The 22176-nt window shown below is 70.2% G+C and carries 20 protein-coding genes; 9 read left to right on the top strand and 11 right to left on the bottom strand.

Features of this window, described 5'->3' with window-relative positions:
- The first annotated feature begins 165 nt into the window (after positions 1–165).
- Both groES and groL read left to right on the top strand, forming a co-directional pair.
- Positions 166–474, top strand: coding sequence for a co-chaperone GroES (gene groES / locus ACWIHY_RS16515; RefSeq protein WP_028812332.1), 309 nt, complete (start codon positions 166–168; stop codon positions 472–474).
- Positions 475–568: 94 nt separating this feature from the next.
- On the top strand, positions 569–2194 hold the full coding sequence (groL, locus tag ACWIHY_RS16510; protein WP_454376365.1) for a chaperonin GroEL: 1626 nt from the start codon (positions 569–571) through the stop codon (positions 2192–2194).
- 151 nt (positions 2195–2345) lie between these two features.
- On the opposite strand, the gene ACWIHY_RS16505 is transcribed toward groL, so the two are convergent.
- The 6 genes from ACWIHY_RS16505 to ACWIHY_RS16480 form a co-directional block, all read right to left on the bottom strand.
- Positions 2346–3050 carry an ester cyclase gene (locus ACWIHY_RS16505; RefSeq protein WP_454376364.1) on the bottom strand — a complete coding sequence of 235 codons (705 nt, stop codon included), beginning with the start codon at positions 3048–3050 and terminating at the stop codon, positions 2346–2348.
- Positions 3051–3112: 62 nt separating this feature from the next.
- A complete protein-coding gene (locus tag ACWIHY_RS16500) occupies positions 3113–4141 on the bottom strand; it encodes a hydroxyacid dehydrogenase (protein WP_454376363.1) in 1029 nt (342 codons plus the stop codon).
- A gap of 54 nt (positions 4142–4195) precedes the next feature.
- Positions 4196–5053: a carbohydrate ABC transporter permease gene (locus ACWIHY_RS16495; RefSeq protein WP_454376362.1), complete on the bottom strand. Its 858-nt coding sequence runs from the start codon at positions 5051–5053 to the stop codon at positions 4196–4198.
- Entirely contained in the window at positions 5050–5946 is an 897-nt protein-coding gene (locus ACWIHY_RS16490; RefSeq protein WP_454376361.1) for a carbohydrate ABC transporter permease, read from the bottom strand. Before ACWIHY_RS16490 ends, ACWIHY_RS16495 begins: the two co-directional genes overlap by 4 nt.
- A gap of 7 nt (positions 5947–5953) precedes the next feature.
- Positions 5954–7285 carry an ABC transporter substrate-binding protein gene (locus tag ACWIHY_RS16485; protein ID WP_454376360.1) on the bottom strand — a complete coding sequence of 444 codons (1332 nt, stop codon included), beginning with the start codon at positions 7283–7285 and terminating at the stop codon, positions 5954–5956.
- 99 nt (positions 7286–7384) lie between these two features.
- Entirely contained in the window at positions 7385–8488 is a 1104-nt protein-coding gene (locus ACWIHY_RS16480; protein WP_454376359.1) for a substrate-binding domain-containing protein, read from the bottom strand.
- 167 nt (positions 8489–8655) lie between these two features.
- Between ACWIHY_RS16480 and ACWIHY_RS16475 the strand changes: the two genes are divergently transcribed.
- Positions 8656–10488, top strand: a complete 1833-nt coding sequence (locus tag ACWIHY_RS16475; RefSeq protein WP_454376358.1) for a DUF2264 domain-containing protein — start codon at positions 8656–8658, stop codon at positions 10486–10488.
- On the opposite strand, the gene ACWIHY_RS16470 is transcribed toward ACWIHY_RS16475, so the two are convergent.
- Together ACWIHY_RS16470 and ACWIHY_RS16465 are read right to left on the bottom strand one after the other, a co-directional pair.
- A complete protein-coding gene (locus tag ACWIHY_RS16470; RefSeq protein WP_454376357.1) occupies positions 10451–11224 on the bottom strand; it encodes an SDR family NAD(P)-dependent oxidoreductase in 774 nt (257 codons plus the stop codon). The genes ACWIHY_RS16475 and ACWIHY_RS16470 overlap by 38 nt on opposite strands.
- A gap of 72 nt (positions 11225–11296) precedes the next feature.
- Positions 11297–11953, bottom strand: a complete 657-nt coding sequence (locus tag ACWIHY_RS16465) for an MOSC domain-containing protein (protein WP_454376356.1) — start codon at positions 11951–11953, stop codon at positions 11297–11299.
- Between the two features lie 80 nt (positions 11954–12033).
- Between ACWIHY_RS16465 and ACWIHY_RS16460 the strand changes: the two genes are divergently transcribed.
- Positions 12034–12930, top strand: coding sequence for a LysR family transcriptional regulator (locus tag ACWIHY_RS16460; RefSeq protein WP_454376355.1), 897 nt, complete (start codon positions 12034–12036; stop codon positions 12928–12930).
- 122 nt (positions 12931–13052) lie between these two features.
- Here ACWIHY_RS16460 and ACWIHY_RS16455 read toward each other — a convergent pair whose 3' ends face one another.
- Positions 13053–13379: a WhiB family transcriptional regulator gene (locus ACWIHY_RS16455; protein ID WP_454376354.1), complete on the bottom strand. Its 327-nt coding sequence runs from the start codon at positions 13377–13379 to the stop codon at positions 13053–13055.
- Positions 13380–13759: 380 nt separating this feature from the next.
- Here ACWIHY_RS16455 and ACWIHY_RS16450 point away from each other — a divergent pair, with 380 nt between their 5' ends.
- The 4 genes from ACWIHY_RS16450 to ACWIHY_RS16435 all read left to right on the top strand — a co-directional run bounded on the left by ACWIHY_RS16450 (position 13760) and on the right by ACWIHY_RS16435 (position 18069).
- A complete protein-coding gene (locus tag ACWIHY_RS16450) occupies positions 13760–14371 on the top strand; it encodes a response regulator transcription factor (protein WP_003948568.1) in 612 nt (203 codons plus the stop codon).
- Between the two features lie 252 nt (positions 14372–14623).
- The gene (locus ACWIHY_RS16445) at positions 14624–15199 is read left to right on the top strand and encodes a sigma-70 family RNA polymerase sigma factor (protein ID WP_028812321.1); all 576 of its coding nucleotides are present in this window, start codon (positions 14624–14626) and stop codon (positions 15197–15199) included.
- Between the two features lie 136 nt (positions 15200–15335).
- Complete coding sequence (gene guaB, locus ACWIHY_RS16440) at positions 15336–16838, top strand: IMP dehydrogenase (protein ID WP_454376353.1); 1503 nt, start codon at positions 15336–15338, stop codon at positions 16836–16838.
- A 106-nt stretch (positions 16839–16944) separates the two neighbouring features.
- Complete coding sequence (locus ACWIHY_RS16435) at positions 16945–18069, top strand: GuaB3 family IMP dehydrogenase-related protein (RefSeq protein WP_069927404.1); 1125 nt, start codon at positions 16945–16947, stop codon at positions 18067–18069.
- A 73-nt stretch (positions 18070–18142) separates the two neighbouring features.
- Here ACWIHY_RS16435 and ACWIHY_RS16430 read toward each other — a convergent pair whose 3' ends face one another.
- Positions 18143–18622: a hypothetical protein gene (locus tag ACWIHY_RS16430; RefSeq protein ID WP_454376352.1), complete on the bottom strand. Its 480-nt coding sequence runs from the start codon at positions 18620–18622 to the stop codon at positions 18143–18145.
- A 114-nt stretch (positions 18623–18736) separates the two neighbouring features.
- Positions 18737–19999 carry a nucleotide sugar dehydrogenase gene (locus tag ACWIHY_RS16425; RefSeq protein WP_454376351.1) on the bottom strand — a complete coding sequence of 421 codons (1263 nt, stop codon included), beginning with the start codon at positions 19997–19999 and terminating at the stop codon, positions 18737–18739.
- Between the two features lie 233 nt (positions 20000–20232).
- Between ACWIHY_RS16425 and ACWIHY_RS16420 the strand changes: the two genes are divergently transcribed.
- Positions 20233–21942 carry a glycerol-3-phosphate dehydrogenase/oxidase gene (locus tag ACWIHY_RS16420; RefSeq protein ID WP_454376350.1) on the top strand — a complete coding sequence of 570 codons (1710 nt, stop codon included), beginning with the start codon at positions 20233–20235 and terminating at the stop codon, positions 21940–21942.
- Positions 21943–22176 lie beyond the last annotated feature (234 nt).

The following is a 22176-nucleotide window of genomic DNA, read 5'->3' as shown; positions in this document are numbered from 1 at the left end:
CGCTTGACCGAGTGCTAACCGCGTCATAGTCTCGGCGTTGGCACTCTCCACCGGTGAGTGCCAAAAGTAGCGACGGGCAGGTCCGGCACCCGCGACGACGGATCCACCTGGTCGCCACCCCACATCAGTTAACCCCGTGAGATCTCCGAAGGGGGAGACCGGACCGTGACGACCACCAGCTCCAAGGTTGCCATCAAGCCGCTCGAGGACCGCATTGTGGTCCAGCCGCTCGACGCCGAGCAGACCACGGCCTCTGGCCTGGTCATTCCGGACACCGCCAAGGAGAAGCCCCAGGAGGGCGTCGTCCTGGCCGTGGGCCCGGGCCGCTTCGAGAACGGCGAGCGCCTGCCGCTCGACGTATCCGTCGGCGATGTCGTGCTGTACAGCAAGTACGGCGGCACCGAGGTGAAGTACAGCGGCGAGGAGTACCTCGTCCTCTCGGCTCGCGACGTGCTCGCGATCATCGAGAAGTAATTCGCCCGAAGATTGCTTTTGATCTGCGCCCCTGGCCCCCAGCGACAGCCGGGCGGCCCGGGGCGCATTTCGTTTGAGAGGACAGAGAAGCTCCATGGCGAAGATTCTGAAGTTCGACGAGGACGCCCGTCGCGCCCTCGAGCGCGGCGTCAACAAGCTTGCCGACACGGTGAAGGTGACGATCGGCCCCAAGGGCCGCAACGTCGTCATCGACAAGAAGTTCGGCGCCCCCACCATCACCAACGACGGTGTCACGATCGCGCGCGAGGTCGAGCTCGACGACCCGTACGAGAACCTGGGTGCCCAGCTCGTGAAGGAGGTGGCGACCAAGACCAACGACATCGCGGGTGACGGCACCACCACCGCCACCGTGCTGGCCCAGGCCCTGGTCCGCGAGGGTCTGCGCAACGTCGCCGCCGGCGCTTCCCCGGCCGCCCTGAAGAAGGGCATCGACGCCGCGGTCAAGGCGATCTCCGAGGACCTCCTCGCGAACGCCCGCCCGATCGACGACAAGTCCGACATCGCCGCCGTGGCCGGGCTCTCCGCCCAGGACTCGCAGGTCGGCGAGCTCATCGCCGAGGCGATGGACAAGGTCGGCAAGGACGGTGTCATCACCGTCGAGGAGTCCAACACCTTCGGCCTGGAGCTCGACTTCACCGAGGGCATGGCCTTCGACAAGGGCTACCTGTCGCCGTACATGGTGACCGACCAGGAGCGTATGGAGGCCGTCCTCGACGACCCGTACATCCTGATCCACCAGGGCAAAATCGGCTCGATCCAGGACCTGCTGCCGCTGCTGGAGAAGGTCATCCAGGCCGGCGCCTCCAAGCCGCTGCTGATCATCGCCGAGGACGTCGAGGGCGAGGCCCTGTCGACCCTGGTCGTCAACAAGATCCGTGGCACCTTCAACGCCGTCGCGGTGAAGGCCCCCGGCTTCGGTGACCGCCGCAAGGCCATGCTCGGCGACATCGCCACCCTCACCGGTGCGACCGTCATCGCCGAAGAGGTCGGCCTCAAGCTCGACCAGGCCGGCCTGGACGTGCTCGGTACCGCCCGCCGCGTGACCGTCACCAAGGACGACACGACGATCGTCGACGGCGGCGGCAAGTCCGACGAGGTCGCCGGCCGTGTCAACCAGATCAAGGCCGAGATCGAGTCCACGGACTCCGACTGGGACCGCGAGAAGCTCCAGGAGCGCCTCGCGAAGCTGGCCGGCGGCGTGTGCGTGATCAAGGTCGGCGCCGCCACCGAGGTGGAGCTCAAGGAGAAGAAGCACCGTCTCGAGGACGCCATCTCCGCGACCCGCGCCGCGGTCGAGGAGGGCATCGTCTCCGGTGGTGGCTCCGCTCTGGTCCACGCCGCCAAGGTGCTCGAGGGCGGCCTGGGCAAGACCGGCGACGAGGCCACGGGTGTCGCGGTCGTCCGCCGCGCCGTCGTCGAGCCGCTGCGCTGGATCGCCGAGAACGCCGGCCTCGAGGGCTACGTCATCACCGCCAAGGTGAGCGAGCTCGACAAGGGCCACGGCTTCAACGCCGCGACCGGCGAGTACGGCGACCTGGTCAAGGCCGGCGTCATCGACCCGGTCAAGGTCACCCGCTCCGCGCTGGAGAACGCCGCGTCCATCGCGTCGCTGCTGCTCACGACCGAGACCCTGGTCGTCGAGAAGCCGGCCGAGGACGAGGCGGACGGCGGCCACGGCGGCCACGGCCACTCGCACTGACGCTGACGTTTGGCGCCGACGTTTGGCGCCGACGTTTGGCGCCGACGTTGGGCACTGAAGTCCGGCGCTGACGTCCGGCGCTTGCGCAAGGCCCCTGTTCCCCCGCTGTTTCAGCGGCGGGAACAGGGGCCTTTTGCGCAGGGTGCGGATTCTACGACGGCGGTTCGACCATGCCGAGCTGGCGCATCATGCCCAGCACGTCCCAGTGCCACCAGCCCTCCTTGATCTTCCCGTCCTCGAACCGGAAGGTCGTGGTGCCGACCATGTCCACCGGCCTGCCGGTCGCCGGCATGCCCCGCATCTCGCCGGTGTTGGTGCCGCGCCAGCTCCAGCGTGTCGCGACCCGGTCGCCCTCGGCCACCTGGTCCTCGATGGTGAACTGGAAGTCGGGGAACGCCGCGCGGTAGCCGAGCGTCTCCATGCGGATGTCGTCGACCCCCATCGTGTCCCGCTCGTTCGCGACGTCGTGGTCGTGGTAGTCGGCCGCGAAGATCTCGCTGAAGGCCGCGGGATCGTCCCTGCCGCAGATCTCCAGGAAGAACCGGCTACAGGCGTCCTTGTTCAGCTGCTCGTCCCGGACCACGTCGAGGTCGGTGAACGAAGGCATCCCGTCACAGAGCGCCACCATCTCCTGGAAGGTCTTGTCGGTCTCCGGAAGATGGGAGTTCTTCATCGCCTCTTCGTGCGAGGGGAATTCGACGATCTCGACGTAGTGGTTCGTCTCCGCCCGGTCCTTGCCGATGATGTTGTGCGTGGCGGTCCGCTTGCCCTTGGTCTGTTCGACCCACTTGTCCATGAGCTGGTTCATGTCTTCGGACCGCTCGGTCTTGTAGTCGATTATCTGTACGAATTTCATGCCCGCCTCCCGGCCTGGGTGGAATACGTCCCATTTTAGTGAGGAATGCGCATTGTGGCGGTTCAGGCCGAGTGCCGCAGGGATGCCGGGTGGACCGGGTCGGCGAAGGGGCGGCCGGCGGCGTATCGCTCCAGCTCGTCCAAAGACTGGTCGGCCATGCGGTGCAGTTCGTCGCCGAGCGAGCCCGCGATGTGGGGGGTCAGCAGGACGTTCGGGAGGTCGTACAACCGTGAGTCCGCAGGCGGGAGTTCGGGATCCGTCACGTCGAGTACGGCGTCCAGGCGGCCGGAGGCGAGCTCGGGGAGCAGGGCGGCCTCGTCGACGAGGGAGCCGCGGGCGGTGTTGATCAGGGTCGCACCGGTCGGCATCGCGGCGAGCTGGCGGGCGCCGATCATGTGGTGGGTGGCCGGGAGCTGCGGGGCGTGGACCGAGACGACGGAGCTTCGGGCGCACAGGTCGTCGAGCGACGCCAGCCCGACGCCGAGGGCCGAGGCTTCGGGCGGGGTGACGTACGGGTCGTACAGCAGGACGTCCAGGTCGAAGGGGCGGAGCAGCTCGATGACGCGGCGGCCGATGCGCGAGGCGCCGACGATGCCCACGGTGCGGCGGTGGTTTCCGGCGCCGTCGAGCTCCGCGCGCCAGTCGTGGTCGGCGCGCAGGGCGCGGTAGCGGGCGGCGGAGCGCAGGACGCGTTTGCCGGCGAAGAGGATCGCGGCGAGCGTGTACTCGGCCACGGGCAGGGCGTTCGCGGCCGCCGCCGAGGTCACGGCGATGCCGCGGTCCCAGCAGGCCTGCGTGATGTGGTGCTTGACGGAGCCCGCCGCGTGGATGACGGCGCGCAGATTCGGGGCGGTGTCGAGGACCTCGGCGGTGAGCGGGGTCGCGCCCCAGCAGGTGAGGAGGACCTCGGCCTCGGCGAGCGCCGTCGCGACAGGCGGCGCGGGTGTGGCGAGGTCGTGTGCGACGAGGCCGGGGTCGGTGCGTGCCAGCTCGGCAAGGCGGGCGCGGTGGCGGTCGGCGAACAGGCGTTCCGCGATGCCGGGTCCCATGGAGAGCAGCAGGGACGGCTGATTGTCAGTGGTGTGGTGCATGGTGGAACTCGGGCTCCTCTTCGGTCGCTCGGGGGTCGCGGTCGTTTGCGTGCGTCACTTGACGCTTCCCGCGGTGAGCCCGGCCTTCCAGTGCCGCTGGAGGGAGATGAAGGCGACGATCAGGGGGACGACGGCGAGGAGGGACCCGGTGACGACGAGCGGGTAGAACTCCGGCTCGCCGTGGGCGTTGCTGTTCCACGCGTACAGGCCGAGGCTCAGGGGGAAGAGCTTCTGGTCCGAGAGCATCACCAGGGGGAGGAAGAAATTGTTCCAGATCGCGGTGAACTGGAAGAGGAAGACGGTCACGAAGCCCGGCATGATCATGCGCATACCGATGGACCAGAAGGTGCGCAGCTCGCCGGCTCCGTCGATACGGGCGGCCTCCAGGGCCTCGTCCGGGATGTAGCCGGCGCTGAACACCCGGGCGAGGTAGACCCCGAAGGGGTGGACCAGCACGGGGACGAGAACGGCCCAGTAGGTGTTGACGATGCCCACCTCGCTGGCGAGCAGGTACATGGGCAGGGCGAGTGCGGTGGTCGGGACGAGCACGCCGAGCAGCACCACGCCGAAGAGCTTCTCCTTGCCCCGGAAGTGGTACTTGTCGAAGGCGTAGCCCGCGGCGACGCTGATCAGCGAGCTGACCACGGCTCCGCCGCCCGCGTAGAGAAGGCTGTTGAGGTACCAGCGGAAGTAGAGGCCGTCGCTGTACGCCGCCAGGGCCGAGAGGTTCGCGCCGAGGTTGAAGTCCTCGAAGGAGAAGGCGTTTCCGGCGAGCAGGCCGCCGGTGTCCTTGGTGGCGGCGGTGAACAGCCAGACGAGGGGGAGAAGCATGTAGATCACGGCGAGGACGAGCGCGCCGTTGACGGCGGACTTCGACAGCCGGCGGCTGGTGGCGGTGCTCCTGGTGCTCATGCCTTCCTGCCCTTCCGGCCGGTGAAGCGGGTGACCGCGAAGGAGAGCAGCGCGGCGGTGAGGGCGAGGAGTACGGAGGCGGCGGCCGCGAGCCCGTAGTCGTTCCGGTCGAAGGCCGCGGTGTAGGCGTACATGTTCGGCGTCCAGGTGGAGCTGACGGAGGATCCGGTGCCCTTGTTGATGATCAGCGGCTCGGTGAACAGCTGTAGCGAGCCGATGACCGTGAACAGCGCGACCATCACGACCGAGGCGCGGATCAGCGGCACCTTGATGCTGAGCGCGATGCGCCAGGCGCCCGCCCCGTCCACCGTGGCCGCTTCGAGCACGGAGCGGTCGACGGCCTGGAGGGCGGCGTAGAAGATCACCATGTTGTAGCCGAGCCATTCCCACAACGCGATGTTGATCACGGAGGGGAGGGCGCCTTCGGGTGCGAAGAAGTCGAAGCCGACGCCGCCTGCCTCCATCGCGTCGACGACCGGGCTGAGCTGGGGCGTATAGAGGTAGACCCAGATCAGCGCGGCGATGATGCCGGGGACGGCGTGCGGCAGGAAGAGCGCGAGCTGGAAGAAGCGGCGGGCGCGGGCGAGCGTGGAGTCGAGCAGGAGGGCGAGTGCGAGGGCTCCGCCGATCATCAGCGGGATGTAGAAGACGCAGTACCCGAGGAGTACGACGAAGCCCTCGCGGAAGGCCGGGTCACCCAGCGCCGCCGTGTAGTTGTCGAGGCCGCTGAAGACGGTCTCCGTTCCGCCGAAGCCCAGTCCCGACTGCTTCTCGGTGAACAGGCTCAGCCAGACCGCGTATCCGACCGGCACCACCATCACCAGGGTGAAGAGGACGAAGAAGGGGGTCAGCAGGACGCCGGCGGCGGCATGGGTGCGGGTGCGGGCCTTCACGTTCCTCTCAGCCCTCCACCTTCAGGCCGCGCTTCTTCAGCTCGGAGACGGTCGCCTCGTGTCCGGCCTCGACCGCGTCCGCGATCGTCGCGCCGCCGTCGGCGACCTTGCCGAACTGGTCCTTGATGACGGTGTTGGTGGTGCCGGTGCTCGGGCCCCACGCCCAGTCGGGGCTGATGGAGGCACCGGCGTCCTCGAAGACCTGGTAGATGTCCTGGCCGCCGTAGAACGTGGCGTCGAACGACGCCTTGGCTGCCGGGCGCAGCCCGGCCGCTGCCGGGAAGGCGCTGGACGTACCGGAGGCGATCCGGGCCTCGACGCCGTCCTCGGTGGTCGTCATCCACTTCGCGAACTCGACGGCGGCCTCGGTCTTCTCGCTGTCCTTGGTCACGGCGAAGGTCGAGCCGCCCAGCATGCCGCTGGCCGGCTTGCCGTCCCAGGACGGCATCGGGGCGACGGCCCACTTGCCGCTCTGCTCGGGCAGGGTTCCCGTCAGGACGCCCGCGCCCCAGGAGGCGCCGAGGTACCCGATGGTGCCGCCGCTCTTGAGGGAGTTGGTCCACTCCGGACTGAAGGAGGCGTTGTTGCGGATCAGGTCGTCGTCGAGCAGTCCCTGCCAGTACGTCGAGACCTTCTTGGTCGCGGCGTCGGTCGTGTCGACCTTCCAGGTGTCGCCCTCGGCCTTGAACCACTGGGCGCCGGCCTGCCAGGCCATCGCCTGGAAGGTGGTCGGGTCGTCGGGGAAGAAGGTGCCGATGCGCGCCTTCTTGTCGGCCTCCTTGACCCTCTCGGCGGCCTCGCGGAAGTCGTCCCACGTCCTGGGAACTTCGACCCCGTACTTCTTGAACAGGTCCTTGCGGTAGTAGAAGGCCTGCGGCGAGGCGTCGAAGGGGACGGCCCAGTTCTTGCCGCCGAGGGTGGTCAGCTCGACCGCCTGCGGCAGGAACTTCTTCTTCACATCGTCGCCGAGGTGGCCGCTGATGTCCTGGACCGAGCCCTGGCTCACGAACTCGGGGAGCATCGGGTACTCGATGGAGACCAGGTCGGGGGCGTTGCCGGCCTTTACGGCGTTGGAGATCTTGGCGTAGCCGCCGGCGTTGCCGGAGGGGATCTCCTCGTACTTCACCCGGATGTTCTCGTGCGAGGCGTTGAAGGCGTCGACCACCTCCTTCGAACCCTTGGCCCAGCCCCAGAAGGTGATCGAGACGGGCTTGTCGTCACCTCCCGGCGCGGCGGACTTCTTGTCGTCCCCGCCGCTGTCGCCGCAGGCCGTCAGAACGGCGAGGGCGGTGGCGGCGCCGACTATGACATGGGTCGTTCTGTTCCAACTGGGGCTCACGGCACGGCTCCTGAACGGGCGGCGACATTGCGTTGGCCGTGATCCTTGAGCCAGTGCTGAGCGAAGTCAAGAGCGAAAGATTGATTGATCGAAAAAAGATCAAATCGATGAGACTCCGCAAGAGGCCCGCACCCGCAGGTGCGGAAGCAGCGTCAGATGCCGTCGCGGCTCCTCCCCGCCGGCTCCCCGCCCCCGCCCCAGCCGCTCCACCAGCAGCCCGGTCGCCTGTCGCCCGACCTCGCGCTTGGGGGGCGCCACCGCCGTCAGCGGGGTGTCCGCGAGTGCCGCCACCTCGTCGTCGTACGCGATCAGCGCCAGGTCCTGCGGCACCCGCACGCCCAGCTCCGCGAGCCGCTGCACCACCTGGATCGCGTCCACGTCGTTGTGGATCAGCGCCGCCGAAGCCGCCCCCGACGCCACCGCCGCCCGCAGGGTCTGCACCGCCGCCTCGAAGCGGTCCGGGTAGACCTCCGCCGGTACGGAATCGATCACGTCCTGCGGCGCCCGCACCCCCAGTACGCCGAGCGCGTCGGCGTACCCCGAGCGCACCGCGAGAGCCGTCGGCGAGTCGTCGCGCGCCATCAGCAACGGCGTCCCGTGCCCCAGTTCCATCAGGTGGCGCACGGCCAGCAGCACCCCGTGCCGGTGGTCCGAGCAGACCCGGTCGATCCCGTCCAGCGCGGAGCCCGGCACCGGCCGGCGCTCCAGCAGCACGGTGGGCACCGGCAGTGAGGTGATCCAGTCTCCGTACGCCGCCGGATCGCCCGGCCGCCGCCACCCCGGCGCGACCAGCAGCCCCTCGGCGCCCGCCGCCAGCAGGCCCTCGGTGCGCGCGTGGTCCTCCTCCGGGCGGTAGTCGCAGATGCGCAGGATCAGCCGGGCCCCCGCCCGCGCCGCGGCCTCGTGCGCACCCCGGATGACCTCGGCGAAGTAGTAGGTCGCCGAGGGGGCCAGCATCCCGAGCACCAGGCCCGCGCCGCTCACGGACGGCCCGCCCACCGGGGCGGCGCCCCGCTCCCGCGGCCACGAGACCGACCCGTGCACCCGGTCGAGCAGCCCCCGCCCGGCCAGCTCCTCCACGTCGCGGCGCACCGTGACGGGCGAGACGCCCAGCTGGCCGGCCAGGTCCGAGACGCGCGCCGAACCCCGTTCCCGTACCAGGCCCAGCAGTCGGTCGTGACGTTCAGCAGCACTCTCGCGCACGGCGGCAGTCCCCCTCGCAGTGTGTGGCACAGAAACCAGCGTGATCGAACGATAGAAGTTTCGATCATTCAACCGCAATCCATTGACGTTCGATCGGGCCGGCTTCTAGATTCCGGCCTGGATTCCGGCGACGCGGCAGTCCGGCAGCAGCCGTCCAGAGGAGCATCATGCCGTTCGGTGACCGCGACGACTGGGCAGCGACGGCGGACCGCCTCCTGCTGTCCGTACGCCCGTACGCGACCCCGCGCCACGCGCTCATCAACCTGCCCGGCCCCCGCCCGAGTTGGTCCGGCCCCCGCTCCGACGGCCTCGAAGGCTATGCCCGTACGTTCCTGCTCGCCGCCTTCCGCGTCGCGGGCGCAGACGGCCACGACCCGCTGGGCCACCTCGCCCGCTATGCCGAGGGCCTCGCCGCAGGCACCGCGAACCCCGTGAGCGACCGCGAGTTGACCGCCGGGGCGCCCGAGTCCTGGCCGCTGATGGCCGACGTACGCCAAGCCGTCGTCGAATCCGCCTCCATCGCCCTCGCCCTGCGCCTCACCCGCCCCTGGCTCTGGGACACCCTCGACGAGCGCACCCGCAGCCGCACCGTCGAGTGGCTGCTGCCCGCCCTCGCCCCGTCCCCCGTCGACAACAACTGGTGGCTCTTCGGCCTCACCGTCGCCGGATTCCTCCAGGACACCGGAATCGAGACCGACCGCGCCCGCGCCACCGTCGACCGCTCTCTCGCCCGCATCGAGGAGTGGCACGTCGGCGACGGCTGGTACAGCGACGGCCCCAACCGTGCCTTCGACCACTACAACGCCTGGGCCCTGCACTTCTATCCCGTCCTGCACGCCCACCTCGCCGGCGACCAGCCGCTCCTCGACCGCTACGGCCCCCGCCTGCACGCCCAACTCGAAGCCGCGACCAGGATGTTCGACGCCAACGGCGCCCCCATGCCGTACGGCCGCTCCCTCACCTACCGCTTCGCCGCCGCGGCCGCCCCCTGGCTCGGCGCGCTCACCGGCCACACCCCGCTCACCCCCGGCGCCACCCGCCGCCTCGCCTCCGGCACCCTGCGGTACTTCCTCGACCGGGGCGCGGTCGACGACCGGGGGCTGCTGACGCTCGGCTGGCACGGCCCGTACGACCCCGTCATCCAGAGCTACTCGGGCCCGGCCTCCCCCTACTGGGCCGCCAAGGGCTTCCTCGGGCTGCTGCTTCCCGCCGGCCACCCGGTGTGGACCGCCCCGGAGGAGCCGCTGCCCGCCGGGACGCGGGACGCCGTCACCACCCTCGGCCCGCCCAACATGCTGATCCAGTCCACGTCGGCCGACGGTCTCGTACGCCTCCACAACCACGGCAGCAACCACGTCGAACCGGGCGACGACCCCGGCTACTCCCGCTTCGCGTACTCCACCCGCACCGGACCGACCCACGACAGCGCCGACAACCACTTCGCGCTGCTCGTCGAAGGCGCCTGGACCACGCGCGGCCCGGCCCACCCCCTGGCCAACGGCCGCGGCTGGGCCGCCTCGGCGCACACCCCGGCTCCCGGCATCCGCGTCGTGTCCGCCACCGCCGTCCACGGCCGCGCCGAACTCCGCGTCCACCTCGTCACCGGCGCCCCCGAGGGCACCCGCGTACGCCAGACCGGCTGGGCCACCGACGACCGGGCGACCGGCCCGCTCCACCCGGCCGCCGACCGGCAGGCGGCCGCTCAGCTCCACCCGGTCCACGGCTACACCGGCGCGCGCGAGCAGGCCACCGGCTCCACCCTGGCCGCCCCCCGCACCCGTACCGCCGCCCTCGACGGCCGCACCACGGCGGACGGCTCGCTCTTCGTCGCCCTCGCCTCACTGACCGCCGAACCGGACCCCGCCCCCGTCAGCACCCTCGCCGACATCCGGATCACCGGCCGCACCGTCCGGGTGACCTGGAAGAAGGGGCCGACCACCGAGCTCCGCCTCGAGGACCGGACTACTGAGGGCCGTACTTCCGGCCGGTCCTCGAGCTGATCCCTCCCAGCAGTCCGCGCGGCGCCAGCTTCACCGCTCCCATCAGCGCCTTGTAACGCGGGTCCGGCACCGACACCGTCTTCCCGCGCGCCAGATCACCCATCGCCGCCGCCACGAGCTTGTCCGCGTCGAGCCACATCCAGCCGGGGATGTTGTCCGTACCCATCCCGGCCCGCTCATGGAATTCCGTACGTACGAAACCGGGGCACAGTGCCATCAGCCGCACCCCGCTTCCCGACAGGTCCCGCGCCGCGCCCTGGGTGAACTGCACGACCCACGCCTTCGACGCGCCGTACGTTCCGCGCGGGACGAAGGCCGCGACCGACGCGACGTTGACGACGCCGCCGCGCCCCCGCTCCTTCATACCCGCCGTGGCCGCGGCCGTCAGCCGCAGAACCGCCTCGCAGTGGACCTTCAGCATCGTCAGCTCATCGGCCATGGACACTTCGAGAAAGCGCCCCTTGTTGCCGAAACCGGCATTGTTGACCAGCAGATCCACCGGATGCCTGCGGTCCGACAGCCGTGCCTCGACGGACGTGATCCCGGCCTCGGTCGACAGGTCGGCCGTCAGTACCTCCGCCTCGATCCCGTGCAGGTCGTGCAGCTCTGTCGCCTGCTCCTGGAGCCGCTCGGTGTCGCGGGCCACCAGCACCAGGTTGTGCCCGTCCGTGGCGAGGCGCCGCGCGAAGGCAGCGCCGATGCCCGCTGTCGCCCCTGTAATGAGTGCAGTCGTCATGCGGGGCACGTTAGTGCCCCGCGAACGCCCCGGAGATCCCGCCCGCCCGCCAGGCTTTGCGGCCGAGGACTGTCAGGAGACGTACTTGCGCGCGGCCGCCAGCGCTTCGGGGTGCAGCGCCTCCCCGGCCGCGAGCGTGCTGGGCAGCAGGTGGCGTTCCGTCGTCGCCGACCGGAACTGCACGCCGACCGTGACGTCATGGCTCGGGCGGTGCACGATCTCGATGGCGTCGCCCGCCCGTATCTCACCGGGCTCGATCACCCGCAGGTACGCTCCGGGCGCGGCCTGCCGTGTGAAGCGCCTGACCCACCCCTTCTCGCCGAGGGCGTCCGCGAAGGTCCGGCACGGAATGCGGCCGCTGGTGACCTCGAGGACCAAGTCGGAGCCGACGCGCCAGCGTTCACCGATGAGGGCGCCGTTCACGTCGAGCCCGAGCGTCGTGAGGTTCTCGCCGAACGACCCGTTCGCCAGCAGGCGTCCGAGTTCGCGCTCCCAGCCGTCGAGGTCCTCGCGCGCGAAGGCGTACACCGCCTGGTCGTTCCCGCCGTGGTGGCGCGTGTCGCACACCGCGTCGCCGACCAGGCCGCTCGCCCCTATGCCCTTGGGCCCGGGCGCCACCACCCGTACGGGTCCATCGGCGGCCCGCTTGCGGATCCCGGTCGTCCCGCTCGGGGCGTCGGTGCCGTCCAGGGCCTCGGCGCGGCCCGTATTCACCGTCAGAAGCTTCATGACCGAACGCTAACCGGACCCGCCCCAAAGTCGCTCGCCAATATTCCGTCGCAAACCCAAGCGTCGCTTATGCTTGAGGGGTGATCGAAGCCCGTCATCTCCGTGTCCTGCGCGCCGTGGCCGCCACCGGCTCCTTCTCCGCCGCCGCGCGCGAACTCGGCTGCACCCAGCCCGCCGTGAGCCAGCAGATGAAGGCCCTCGAACTGTCCGCGGGAACCACACTCCTCATCCGCACGGGCCGCGAGATGCGTCTCACCCAGGCGGGCGAGGCCCTCGTCCGGCACGCCGCCGGCATCCTCGCCGGGCTGACCGCCGCCGAGGAGGAGGTCGCCGCCATCGCCGGCCTGCGCGCCGGACGCGTACGCCTGGTGTCGTTCCCCAGCGGTAGCTCCACGCTCGTACCCACCGCGCTGGCCGCCCTGCGCGCGGCCCACCCCGGCACCCGCGTGTCACTGGTCGACGCGGAACCCCCGCGCTCGGTCGAAATGCTGCGCGAGGGCGACTGCGACGTGGCGCTGGCCTTCCGGTACGGGCCGGGCCGGGCCACCGAGGACTGGGAAGATCTGGTCGTACGCCCGCTGCTCACCGACCGCCTCGTCGGCCTGGTCCCCGAGGGGCACCGGCTCGCGGAGGCCGGTCAGGTCGGCATCGGCGAGCTGGCCGACGAGCCGTGGATCGCCGGCTGCCCGCGCTGTCGCAGGCAGTTGGTCGAGGTGTGCGAGAGCGCGGGCTTCGCGCCCCGGATCGATTTCGCGACCGACGACTATCCGGCCGTGATCGGCCTGGTCGGTGCCGGCCTGGGGGTCGCGGTCCTGCCCGAGCTGGCGATGGAGTCGGTACGCCCGAAGGGCGCGCGCACGGTGGCGGTGGAGCCCGCAGTGCGGCGCGAGATCGTGGCGCTCACGCTCCCGGACCTGGCTCAGGTGCCGGCGGTGGCGGCCACGCTCGACCAGCTGGCGCTGGCTGCGGCCCGCTGAGGGAGGCCGGTCCGCGTCCGGCCGGCCGGATCGGCGCGGTCGTCGGCGCGGTTTGTTTCGAGGGCTCGGGTGGCGGCTCGGGTGGGCGGCCTCGGGCGCGGCTGCGGCGCAGAAACGTTCCTTCAGGGAGATGGTGTGGCGGAGGGCCCTGTTGACGCCGCGATGAGACGGTTGCGCGCGCGGCCCATCAGCTCTTCGCGCTCGTCCTCGGTCAGTCCGCCCCATACGCCGTAGGGCTCACGCACCGCGAGGGCGTGGGCCGCACATTGCGCGCGTACCGGGCACCTCATGCAAACCTCCTTAGCCGAGTTCTCACGCGCACTCCGTGCCGCGCCCCGCTCTCCTTCCGGATGAAAGAAGAGCGAGCTGTCCACCCCGCGACACGCTGCGAGCAGCTGCCAGTCCCACAGATCGGCGTTGGGTCCGGGAAGGCGGGAGAAATCTGCCATTGCTTGTCCCCTTGCATCGATGCATCGAGAGCGTCTGGACCGTGAGGTGGCATCTACTTGTGCAAGTAGATGTAAATATGACTCATTGCGAATCTAGCCACAGACACCAGCAAAACGGAAGAAAAGCCGCTAAATGGGGCATAGCTTTACTTGCGGGGCATGGCGACCCCCGATGCGCTTCTGTGCGACCGTGCCCTCACGTAGAGTGCCGATGGCGCCAGTCCGACCCGTAACTCTTTCGAGTGACCGTCGTTGAGAGTGCGAGGCGGTTGAAAGAACAAGCGATCGGGCAAGTGTCCGAGAGCGTCAATCGCACAGGTGACGAAATATGTACCAGCCTGGAGGCTCAAGGTGACGCGCATCAGCTGCGGAGGGCGGCCATGACATCCGTCCTCGTCTGCGACGACTCCCCGCTTGCCCGAGAGGCGCTCCGCCGCGCGGTCGCGACCGTGCCCGGTGTCGAGCGCGTGACGACAGCGGCCAACGGTGAAGAAGTTCTCCGCCGCTGGGGCGCCGACCGCTCGGACCTGATTCTGATGGACGTACGCATGCCCGGTCTGGGCGGCGTCGAGACCGTGCGACGGCTGCTCTCCGCAGACCCGGGCGCCCGGATCATCATGCTCACGGTCGCCGAGGACCTGGACGGCGTCGCGCTCGCGGTCGCCGCCGGCGCCCGCGGCTACCTGCACAAGGACGCTTCGCGCGCAGAACTGCGGGCGACCGTCACCCAGGCGCTCGCCGACCCGACCTGGCGGCTCGCCCCGCGCCGGCTCCGGTCCGCGGAGATGGGTGCGGCCCCGACGCTCACGGCGCGTGAGATCCAGGTGCTCGAAGGCATGAGCCACGGACGCTCCAACGCGGAGATCGGCCGTGAGCTCTTCCTCTCGGAGGACACGGTCAAGACACACGCCCGGCGGCTCTTCAAGAAACTCGGCGCCTCGGACCGGGCGCACGCGGTCGCGCTCGGCTTCCGCTGGGGCCTGGTCCGATAGGACCGGGCCGGTGCGTTCCCGCGCGGGTCTCGCGATCCCCGTCCGCCGTCCGGCGGACGGGGTGAGGGACGCCCGTGCCCCTTTCCGCCGCCGATGCCGCATCCTTGAGGGGTGGAGTTCCTCGGGGACGATTCGGTCGAGCGGGAGGGGAGGGCTCAGGAGATGAGTTCCGGCGTACCTGCTCATAACGCTTCGGTGCACAACTACGGGCGTGGTGCCGCGGATGCCTCGGCGCCAAGGCACCATGGACCGATGCGCGACGACGAGACGACGGTGATCGGTGCACTCGTCCGACGTGCGGTCGAGGGCGACGAGCAGGCGACGCACGATCTGCTGGCCCGCGTCCACCCGCTGGCGCTGCGGTACTGCCGCACCCGGCTGAGCCGGCTTCCCGGTGATGCCCGCCACTTCGTCGAGGACCTGGCGCAGGAGGTCTGCGTCGCGGTCCTGATGGCGCTGCCGCGCTACAAGGACACCGGCCGCCCCTTCGAGGCCTTCGTTTTCGCCATCGCCGCGCACAAGGTCGCCGACCTCCAGCGCGCCGCCATGCGTCACCCCGGCTCGACCGCGGTGCCCTCCGACGAGATGCCGGAGCGGCCCGACGACTCGCTGGGCCCCGAGGAGCGGGCGCTGCTGAGCAGCGACGCCGAGTGGGCGAAGAAACTTCTGGCAAATCTTCCCCAGGCACAGCGCGAGCTGCTGGTGCTCCGCGTCGCGGTCGGGCTGACCGCCGAGGAGACCGGACAGATGCTGGGCATGTCGCCCGGTGCCGTGCGGGTCGCGCAGCACCGCGCCCTCAGCCGCCTGCGCGCGCTCGCCGGGCAGTAGCCGGCTTCCGGGGACGGCCGCGCCCCGTGCGAACGCACAAACTCGCCAGGTGATCTTGCTCGTGGAATGAGACACCTCGCGATCCCGTTAGCATGGACATCCGCGCCGAGCAAGACCATTTGGGAAGGTGTCAGGCATGACTGCCAACGTCGATGGAGTGCCCGAGAAGTTCGCGATGCTCGGGCTGACCTACGACGACGTGCTGCTGCTGCCCGGCGCGTCGGACATGGCCCCCGACCAGATCGACACCTCCTCGTACATCTCGAAGAACGTACGGGTGAACGTCCCGCTGCTGTCCGCCGCGATGGACAAGGTCACCGAGGCCCGCATGGCCATCGCCATGGCCCGTCAGGGCGGCGTCGGCGTGCTGCACCGCAACCTCTCGATCGCCGACCAGGCCAACCAGGTCGACCTCGTCAAGCGCTCCGAGTCCGGCATGGTGACCGACCCGATCACCGTGCGCCCGGACACGACGCTCGGTGAGGCCGACCAGCTGTGCGCCAAGTTCCGCATCAGCGGCGTGCCGGTGACCGACCCGGCGGGCAAGCTGCTCGGCATCGTCACCAACCGCGACATGGCCTTCGAGACCGACCGCTCCCGCCAGGTCCGCGAGATCATGACGCCGATGCCGCTCGTCACCGGCAAGGTCGGCATCTCGCGCGTGGACGCGGTCCAGCTGCTGCGCCGCCACAAGATCGAGAAGCTTCCGCTGGTCGACGACGCGGGCATCCTCAAGGGCCTCATCACGGTCAAGGACTTCGTCAAGGCCGAGAAGTACCCGAACGCCGCGAAGGACGCCGAGGGCCGGCTGCTCGTCGGCGCGGCCGTGGGTGTCGCCGGTGACGCGTACGAGCGGGCCCAGGCCCTCATCGAGGCGGGCGTCGACTTCATCGTCGTCGACACCGCGCACGGTCACTCCCGGCTGGTCGGCGACATGGTCGCCAAGATCAAGTCGAACGCAGCGGTCGACGTCATCGGCGGCAACGTCGCCACCCGCGACGGCGCCCAGGCGCTCATCGACGCCGGCTGCGACGGCATCAAGGTCGGCGTCGGCCCCGGCTCCATCTGCACGACCCGCGTCGTCGCCGGTATCGGCGTACCGCAGGTCACCGCGATCTACGAGGCCTCGCTCGCCGCGAAGGCGGCCGGCGTACCGGTCATCGGCGACGGCGGCCTCCAGTACTCCGGCGACATCGCGAAGGCGATCGTCGCGGGCGCCGACACCGTGATGCTCGGCTCGCTGCTCGCCGGCTGTGAGGAGTCGCCGGGCGAGCTGCTCTTCATCAACGGCAAGCAGTTCAAGTCGTACCGCGGCATGGGCTCGCTCGGCGCGATGCAGTCCCGCGGCCAGGCCAAGTCGTACTCCAAGGACCGGTACTTCCAGGAGGGTGTCGGCGCCGACGACAAGCTCGTGCCCGAGGGCATCGAGGGCCAGGTGCCCTACCGGGGTCCGCTGTCCGCCGTCGTGCACCAGCTCGCGGGCGGCCTGCGCCAGTCGATGTTCTATGTCGGCGGCCGGACGATTCCGGAGCTTCAGCAGAACGGCCGGTTCGTACGGATCACCTCGGCGGGTCTCAAGGAGAGCCACCCGCACGACATCCAGATGACGGTCGAAGCACCGAACTACAGCAGGAAGTAATCTCGCACGTACACGCTGAGGGGCGGCCCCGGACTTTCCCGGGGCCGCCCCTCGCGTGTGTGTCGGGGATACTGGAACGGCATACCAAGAGGGAAAGGCCACACACGTGACTGAGATCGAGATCGGGCGCGGCAAGCGCGGCCGCAGGGCGTACGCGTTCGACGACATCGCCATCGTGCCGAGCCGGCGCACCCGGGACCCGAAGGAGGTCTCGATCGCCTGGCAGATCGACGCCTATCGTTTCGAGCTGCCGTTCCTGGCCGCTCCGATGGACTCCGTCGTCTCGCCGCAGACCGCGATCCGCATCGGTGAGCTGGGCGGTCTGGGCGTACTGAACCTCGAAGGTCTGTGGACGCGGTACGAGGACCCGGAGCCGCTGCTCCAGGAGATCGCGGAGCTCGACGACGAGACCGCGACCCGCCGCCTCCAGGAGATCTACGCCGCCCCCATCCAGGCGGACCTCATCGGGCAGCGCATCAAGGAGGTGCGCGACTCGGGCGTCGTCACCGCCGCCGCGCTGTCGCCGCAGCGCACGGCCGAGTTCTCCAAGGCCGTCGTCGACGCCGGTGTCGACATCTTCGTGATCCGCGGGACCACGGTCTCCGCCGAGCACGTGTCGGGCGCCGCCGAGCCGCTGAACCTCAAGCAGTTCATCTACGAGCTCGACGTCCCGGTCATCGTGGGCGGCTGTGCGACGTACACCGCCGCGCTCCACCTCATGCGCACCGGCGCGGCCGGCGTCCTCGTCGGCTTCGGCGGCGGCGCCGCGCACACCACGCGCAACGTGCTGGGCATCCAGGTGCCGATGGCGACCGCGGTGGCCGACGTGGCCGCGGCCCGCCGCGACTACATGGACGAGTCCGGCGGCCGGTACGTGCACGTCATCGCCGACGGCGGCGTGGGCTGGTCCGGCGACCTGCCGAAGGCCATCGCCTGCGGCGCGGACGCCGTGATGATGGGCTCTCCGCTGGCCCGCGCGACGGACGCGCCCGGCCGTGGCCACCACTGGGGCATGGAGGCCGTCCACGAGGACGTGCCGCGCGGAAAGCGCATGGACCTGGGCGCGGTCGGCACGACCGAGGAGATCCTCCTCGGCCCGTCGCACACCCCGGACGGGTCGATGAACCTGTTCGGCGCGCTGCGCCGCTCGATGGCGACGACGGGTTACAGCGAGCTCAAGGAGTTCCAGCGCGTCGAGGTGACGGTCTCCCCGGCCGAGCACAAGCGCTGACCGACAGGACCGACGCACGTACGTGAGAGGCCCGGACCCGGTGGTCCGGGCCTTTTCGCGTGCCGCCGTTGCGTCAGCCGGCGGACTTCTTGGCGGCCGTGAAGGCGGCGTAGGCGCCGATGGCCAGGAAGAGGAAGGTCATCGGTCCTGCTTCCGCCTTCCAGAGCGTCGTCAGATCCTGGAAGTTCTGGAAGAAGAACTCGGGCACGCCGACCGCGTCGGCGAGGTCGATCGCGAAGCTCAGCAGCTGGCCGAGGTAGACCGCGCCCAGCGAGAGGATCGCGCTCACGACCGGGAGGGCGGGGTTGTGGCCGCCGGCCTTTCCGGCCGCCAGACCCGTGGCGTACCCGACGCCCACCGCCGCGAAACCGATCTGGTACTCGGTGGCGCCGATGATGCCGCCGTAGATCGCGCCGGTGACGAGCGCGGCGGCGAAGGCGGCCGCGATGCCGAGGACGACGTTGTCGCGTGCCGGGGCCGGGGCCGGTGCCTGCGGGTAGGCGTTGTCGGCGAACGGGTTGCCGGAGGGTGGCGGTGGTGCGGACTGGCTCATGGTGAGAATCCCCCCAGGGATGTGACACACGGTAAATGCGCACGGACGTGCGACGAGTGACGCCGAACGCTAGCAGTGCCGTACGACAGCGGGCTTCGAATTCCCCCCGGACGGTCAGAGGCGGTGGCTCGCCCCCGTCGGGGACGCGCCCCGGGTGTCGAGGAGGAGCTGGGCCTTCACCGCGAGGGCCTGGAGGTCGTACGTACGGTGGTTCTGCAGAAGCACCGTCAGGTCGGCGTTGGCTGCGGCCTCGTAGAGGGAGTCCGCGCGGGGGACCGGGACGTCGCGTACGCGCCAGTCGGGGACGTGCGGGTCGTGGTAGCCCACCTGGGCGCCGAGGTCCATCAGCCGGGTGGCGATCTCCTGGGCGGGCGAGCCCTGCTGGTCGGCGAGGTCCGGCTTGTAGGTGATGCCGAGGAGCAGGACGCGGGCGCCGCGCGCGGATTTGCCGTGCTCGTTGAGGAGCGTGGCGCAGCGCTGGATGACGTACTGCGGCATGCGGCCGTTGATCTCCTGCGCGAGGCCGACCATGCGCAGGGGGTGGCCGGGTGTGCGGCTGCTGTGCGGGAGGTAGTTCGGGTCGACGGGGACGCCGTGGCCGCCGACGCCCGGTCCCGGGCGGAACGCCTGGAAGCCGAAGGGCTTGGTCTCGGCGCAGCGGATGACGTCCCAGAGGTCGACGCCGAGGTCGTGGCAGAGTACGGCCATCTCGTTCACCAGGGCGATGTTGACGTGCCGGTAGTTCGTTTCCAGTACGCCGACGGTCTCGGCCTCGCGCGGTCCGCGCGCGCGGACCACCTTGTCGGTGAGGCGCCCGTAGAAGGCGGCGGCCGACTCGGTGCAGGCGGGGGTGAGGCCGCCGATGACCTGCGGGGTAGCGGCGTAACTGGGCAGCCGGCTGCCCGGATCCACCCGACTGGGGGAGTACGCGAGGTGGAAGTCGCGGCCCGCGCGGAGTCCCGAGCCCTCTTCGAGGATGGGGCGCAGGAATTCTTCCGTGGTGCCGGGGTACGCGGCGGATTCGAGCAGCACGGTGGTGTGCGGGCGCAGCTGCGCCGCCAGGGTTCTGGCGGCGTCGCCGACGGCGCTCAGGTCGAGCGTACGGTCGGCGCCGAGCGGGGTGGGGGCACAGATGACGGCGGTACGGACCCGGCCCAGCTCGGCCGGGGCTCTGACGGTACGGAATCCGCCCGCCAGCATGCGGCGCAGGTCGGCGGCGGTGAGGGAGCCGTCGCCCGGGGCGCGCCCCGCGGCCAGGTCCGTGAGACGGCGGGGGTCGGTGTCGTAGCCGATGGTGTTGATGCCGGAGGCGACCGCGGCCTGGGCGAGGGGCAGGCCGAGATGGCCGAGTCCGATGACGGCGAGATCTGCGGGCATGGCGGTGGGCCGTCCTTCCCAATAGCCGGAGGGGAGGCAACGCGCAAGCCCTGTGGACAGTTCGAGCGAGCGCACTGTCAGACTAAGCGTAAATATGACCGTTATGCGGCATTGTGTGAGGTCGGGGTGCGGGAGTGTTGTCCACAGGCGGTGGCTGAAGACGGGCGGCACAGACAGAATCGAGGAGGGCAGGGATGTGATCCCGGCCACCCCGACCACTACGGGAGGCAGCAGTGAGGACAGCGACACTGGGACCCGCCGAGCGCGCCGAGGCGCTCGCGGCGATGGCCGAGCGTGAACTGGACGTGCTGGTCGTGGGCGCGGGGGTGGTCGGTGCGGGGACGGCTCTCGACGCCGTCACGCGCGGCCTGTCGACCGGACTGGTCGAGGCGCGGGACTGGGCCTCGGGCACGTCGAGCCGGTCGAGCAAGCTCATCCACGGCGGGCTGCGCTATCTGGAGATGCTCGACTTCGCGCTCGTACGGGAAGCGCTGAAGGAACGCGGACTGCTGCTCGAACGGCTCGCGCCGCATCTGGTCAAGCCCGTTCCGTTCCTCTATCCGCTCCAGGGCAAGGGTTGGGAGCGGTGGTACGCCGGATCGGGCGTGGCGCTGTACGACGCGATGTCGGTGTCCTCCGGCCACGGACGCGGGCTGCCGATGCACCGTCACCTCTCGCGCAAGCGGGCCCTGCGGGTCGCGCCCGCACTGAAGAAGGACGCCCTGGTCGGCGCGTTGCAGTACTACGACGCCCAGATGGACGACGCGCGCTATGTGACGACGCTGGTGCGCACGGCCTCGCAGTACGGCGCGCAGGTCGCCAACCGCGCCCGGGTGATCGGGTTCCTGCGGGAGGGCGAGCGGGTCGTGGGGGCGCGGGTTCAGGATGTGGAGGGCGGCGGGGAGTACGAGGTCAGGGCGAAGCAGGTCGTCAACGCGACCGGGGTGTGGACGGACGACACCCAGGCGCTGATCGGGGAGCGCGGACAGTTCCACGTTCGGGCGTCCAAGGGCATTCACCTGGTCGTGCCGAAGGACCGCATTCATTCGTCGACCGGACTGATCCTGCGGACCGAGAAGTCGGTGCTGTTCGTCATCCCGTGGGGCCGGCACTGGATCGTGGGTACCACCGACACCGACTGGGACCTCGACAAGGCGCATCCGGCGGCGTCCAGCGCGGACATCGACTATCTGCTGGAGCACGTGAACTCGGTGCTCGCGGTGCCGCTGACGCGTGACGACGTGCAGGGCGTGTACGCCGGCCTGCGGCCGCTGCTGGCCGGGGAGTCGGACGCCACCAGCAAACTCTCCCGCGAGCACACGGTGGCGCACCCGGTGCCCGGGCTCGTCGTGGTCGCGGGCGGCAAATACACGACGTACCGCGTGATGGCGAAGGACGCCGTGGACGAGGCGGTGCACGCGCTCGACCAGCGGGTCGCCGAATGCGTGACGGAGGACGTGCCGCTGGCCGGGGCCGAGGGATACCGGGCGCTGTGGAACGCGCGGGCGCGGATCGCGGCGCGGACGGGTCTTCATGTGGTCCGCGTGGAACACCTGTTGAACCGGTACGGCTCGCTGACCGAGGAACTGCTGGAGCTGGTCGCCGGTGACCCGCGTCTCGGCGAGCCGCTGAGCGGTGCGGACGACTACCTGCGGGCGGAGGTCGTGTACGCCGCTTCGCACGAAGGAGCGCGGCATCTGGACGACGTACTGACCCGGCGCACGCGTATTTCCATCGAGACGTTCGACCGGGGTACGCGCAGTGCGCGGGAGTGCGCGGAGCTGATGGCGCCGGTGCTCGGGTGGGACAAGGGACAGATCGAGAAGGAGGTCGAGCACTACGAGAAGCGGGTCGAGGCCGAGCGGGAATCGCAGCGCCAGCCGGACGATCTGACGGCCGACGCGGCGCGGCTGGGGGCGCCGGACATCGCGCCGATCCAGTGACTGGCCGTGATGCCGCGAACTCGGCCGGACTGCGGGGAGGTTCGGCGGAGTGGTCCTGACACTGCTGTGACCTGCGCATGGTCCCTTTTGTTCGGTCGGCCGAAAGGCCCCGGCGACCCGGGACCACGATCGGTCGCGCGGTGAGGGACAATGAAGGCTCTGCCAGGGCGTGTTACTGCATCACCCTGGAACGCAGCCATCGCGGGCGAAGATCAGGGATCGCAGAGGGGACGC

It is taken from the genome of Streptomyces sp. NPDC055287 (assembly GCF_053646035.1).
The sequence above is the reverse complement of the archived record's forward strand: the minus strand, read 5'-3'. Positions and strand labels throughout refer to the sequence as shown.

Bases quoted from the DNA above. Each gene is read 5' to 3' on its own strand.
- ACWIHY_RS16475 (WP_454376358.1), top strand. From the start codon at position 8,656: ATGCCGTTCGGTGACCGCGACGACTGGGCAGCGACGGCGGACCGCCTC.
- ACWIHY_RS16500 (WP_454376363.1), bottom strand. From the start codon at position 4,141: ATGCACCACACCACTGACAATCAGCCGTCCCTGCTGCTCTCCATGGGA.
- ACWIHY_RS16465 (WP_454376356.1), bottom strand. From the start codon at position 11,953: ATGAAGCTTCTGACGGTGAATACGGGCCGCGCCGAGGCCCTGGACGGC.
- ACWIHY_RS16425 (WP_454376351.1), bottom strand. From the start codon at position 19,999: ATGCCCGCAGATCTCGCCGTCATCGGACTCGGCCATCTCGGCCTGCCC.
- ACWIHY_RS16430 (WP_454376352.1), bottom strand. From the start codon at position 18,622: ATGAGCCAGTCCGCACCACCGCCACCCTCCGGCAACCCGTTCGCCGAC.
- ACWIHY_RS16445 (WP_028812321.1), top strand. From the start codon at position 14,624: ATGCGCGACGACGAGACGACGGTGATCGGTGCACTCGTCCGACGTGCG.
- ACWIHY_RS16450 (WP_003948568.1), top strand. From the start codon at position 13,760: ATGACATCCGTCCTCGTCTGCGACGACTCCCCGCTTGCCCGAGAGGCG.
- ACWIHY_RS16455 (WP_454376354.1), bottom strand. From the start codon at position 13,379: ATGGCAGATTTCTCCCGCCTTCCCGGACCCAACGCCGATCTGTGGGAC.
- guaB (WP_454376353.1), top strand. From the start codon at position 15,336: ATGACTGCCAACGTCGATGGAGTGCCCGAGAAGTTCGCGATGCTCGGG.
- ACWIHY_RS16470 (WP_454376357.1), bottom strand. From the start codon at position 11,224: ATGACGACTGCACTCATTACAGGGGCGACAGCGGGCATCGGCGCTGCC.
- ACWIHY_RS16495 (WP_454376362.1), bottom strand. From the start codon at position 5,053: ATGAGCACCAGGAGCACCGCCACCAGCCGCCGGCTGTCGAAGTCCGCC.
- ACWIHY_RS16505 (WP_454376364.1), bottom strand. From the start codon at position 3,050: ATGAAATTCGTACAGATAATCGACTACAAGACCGAGCGGTCCGAAGAC.
- groL (WP_454376365.1), top strand. From the start codon at position 569: ATGGCGAAGATTCTGAAGTTCGACGAGGACGCCCGTCGCGCCCTCGAG.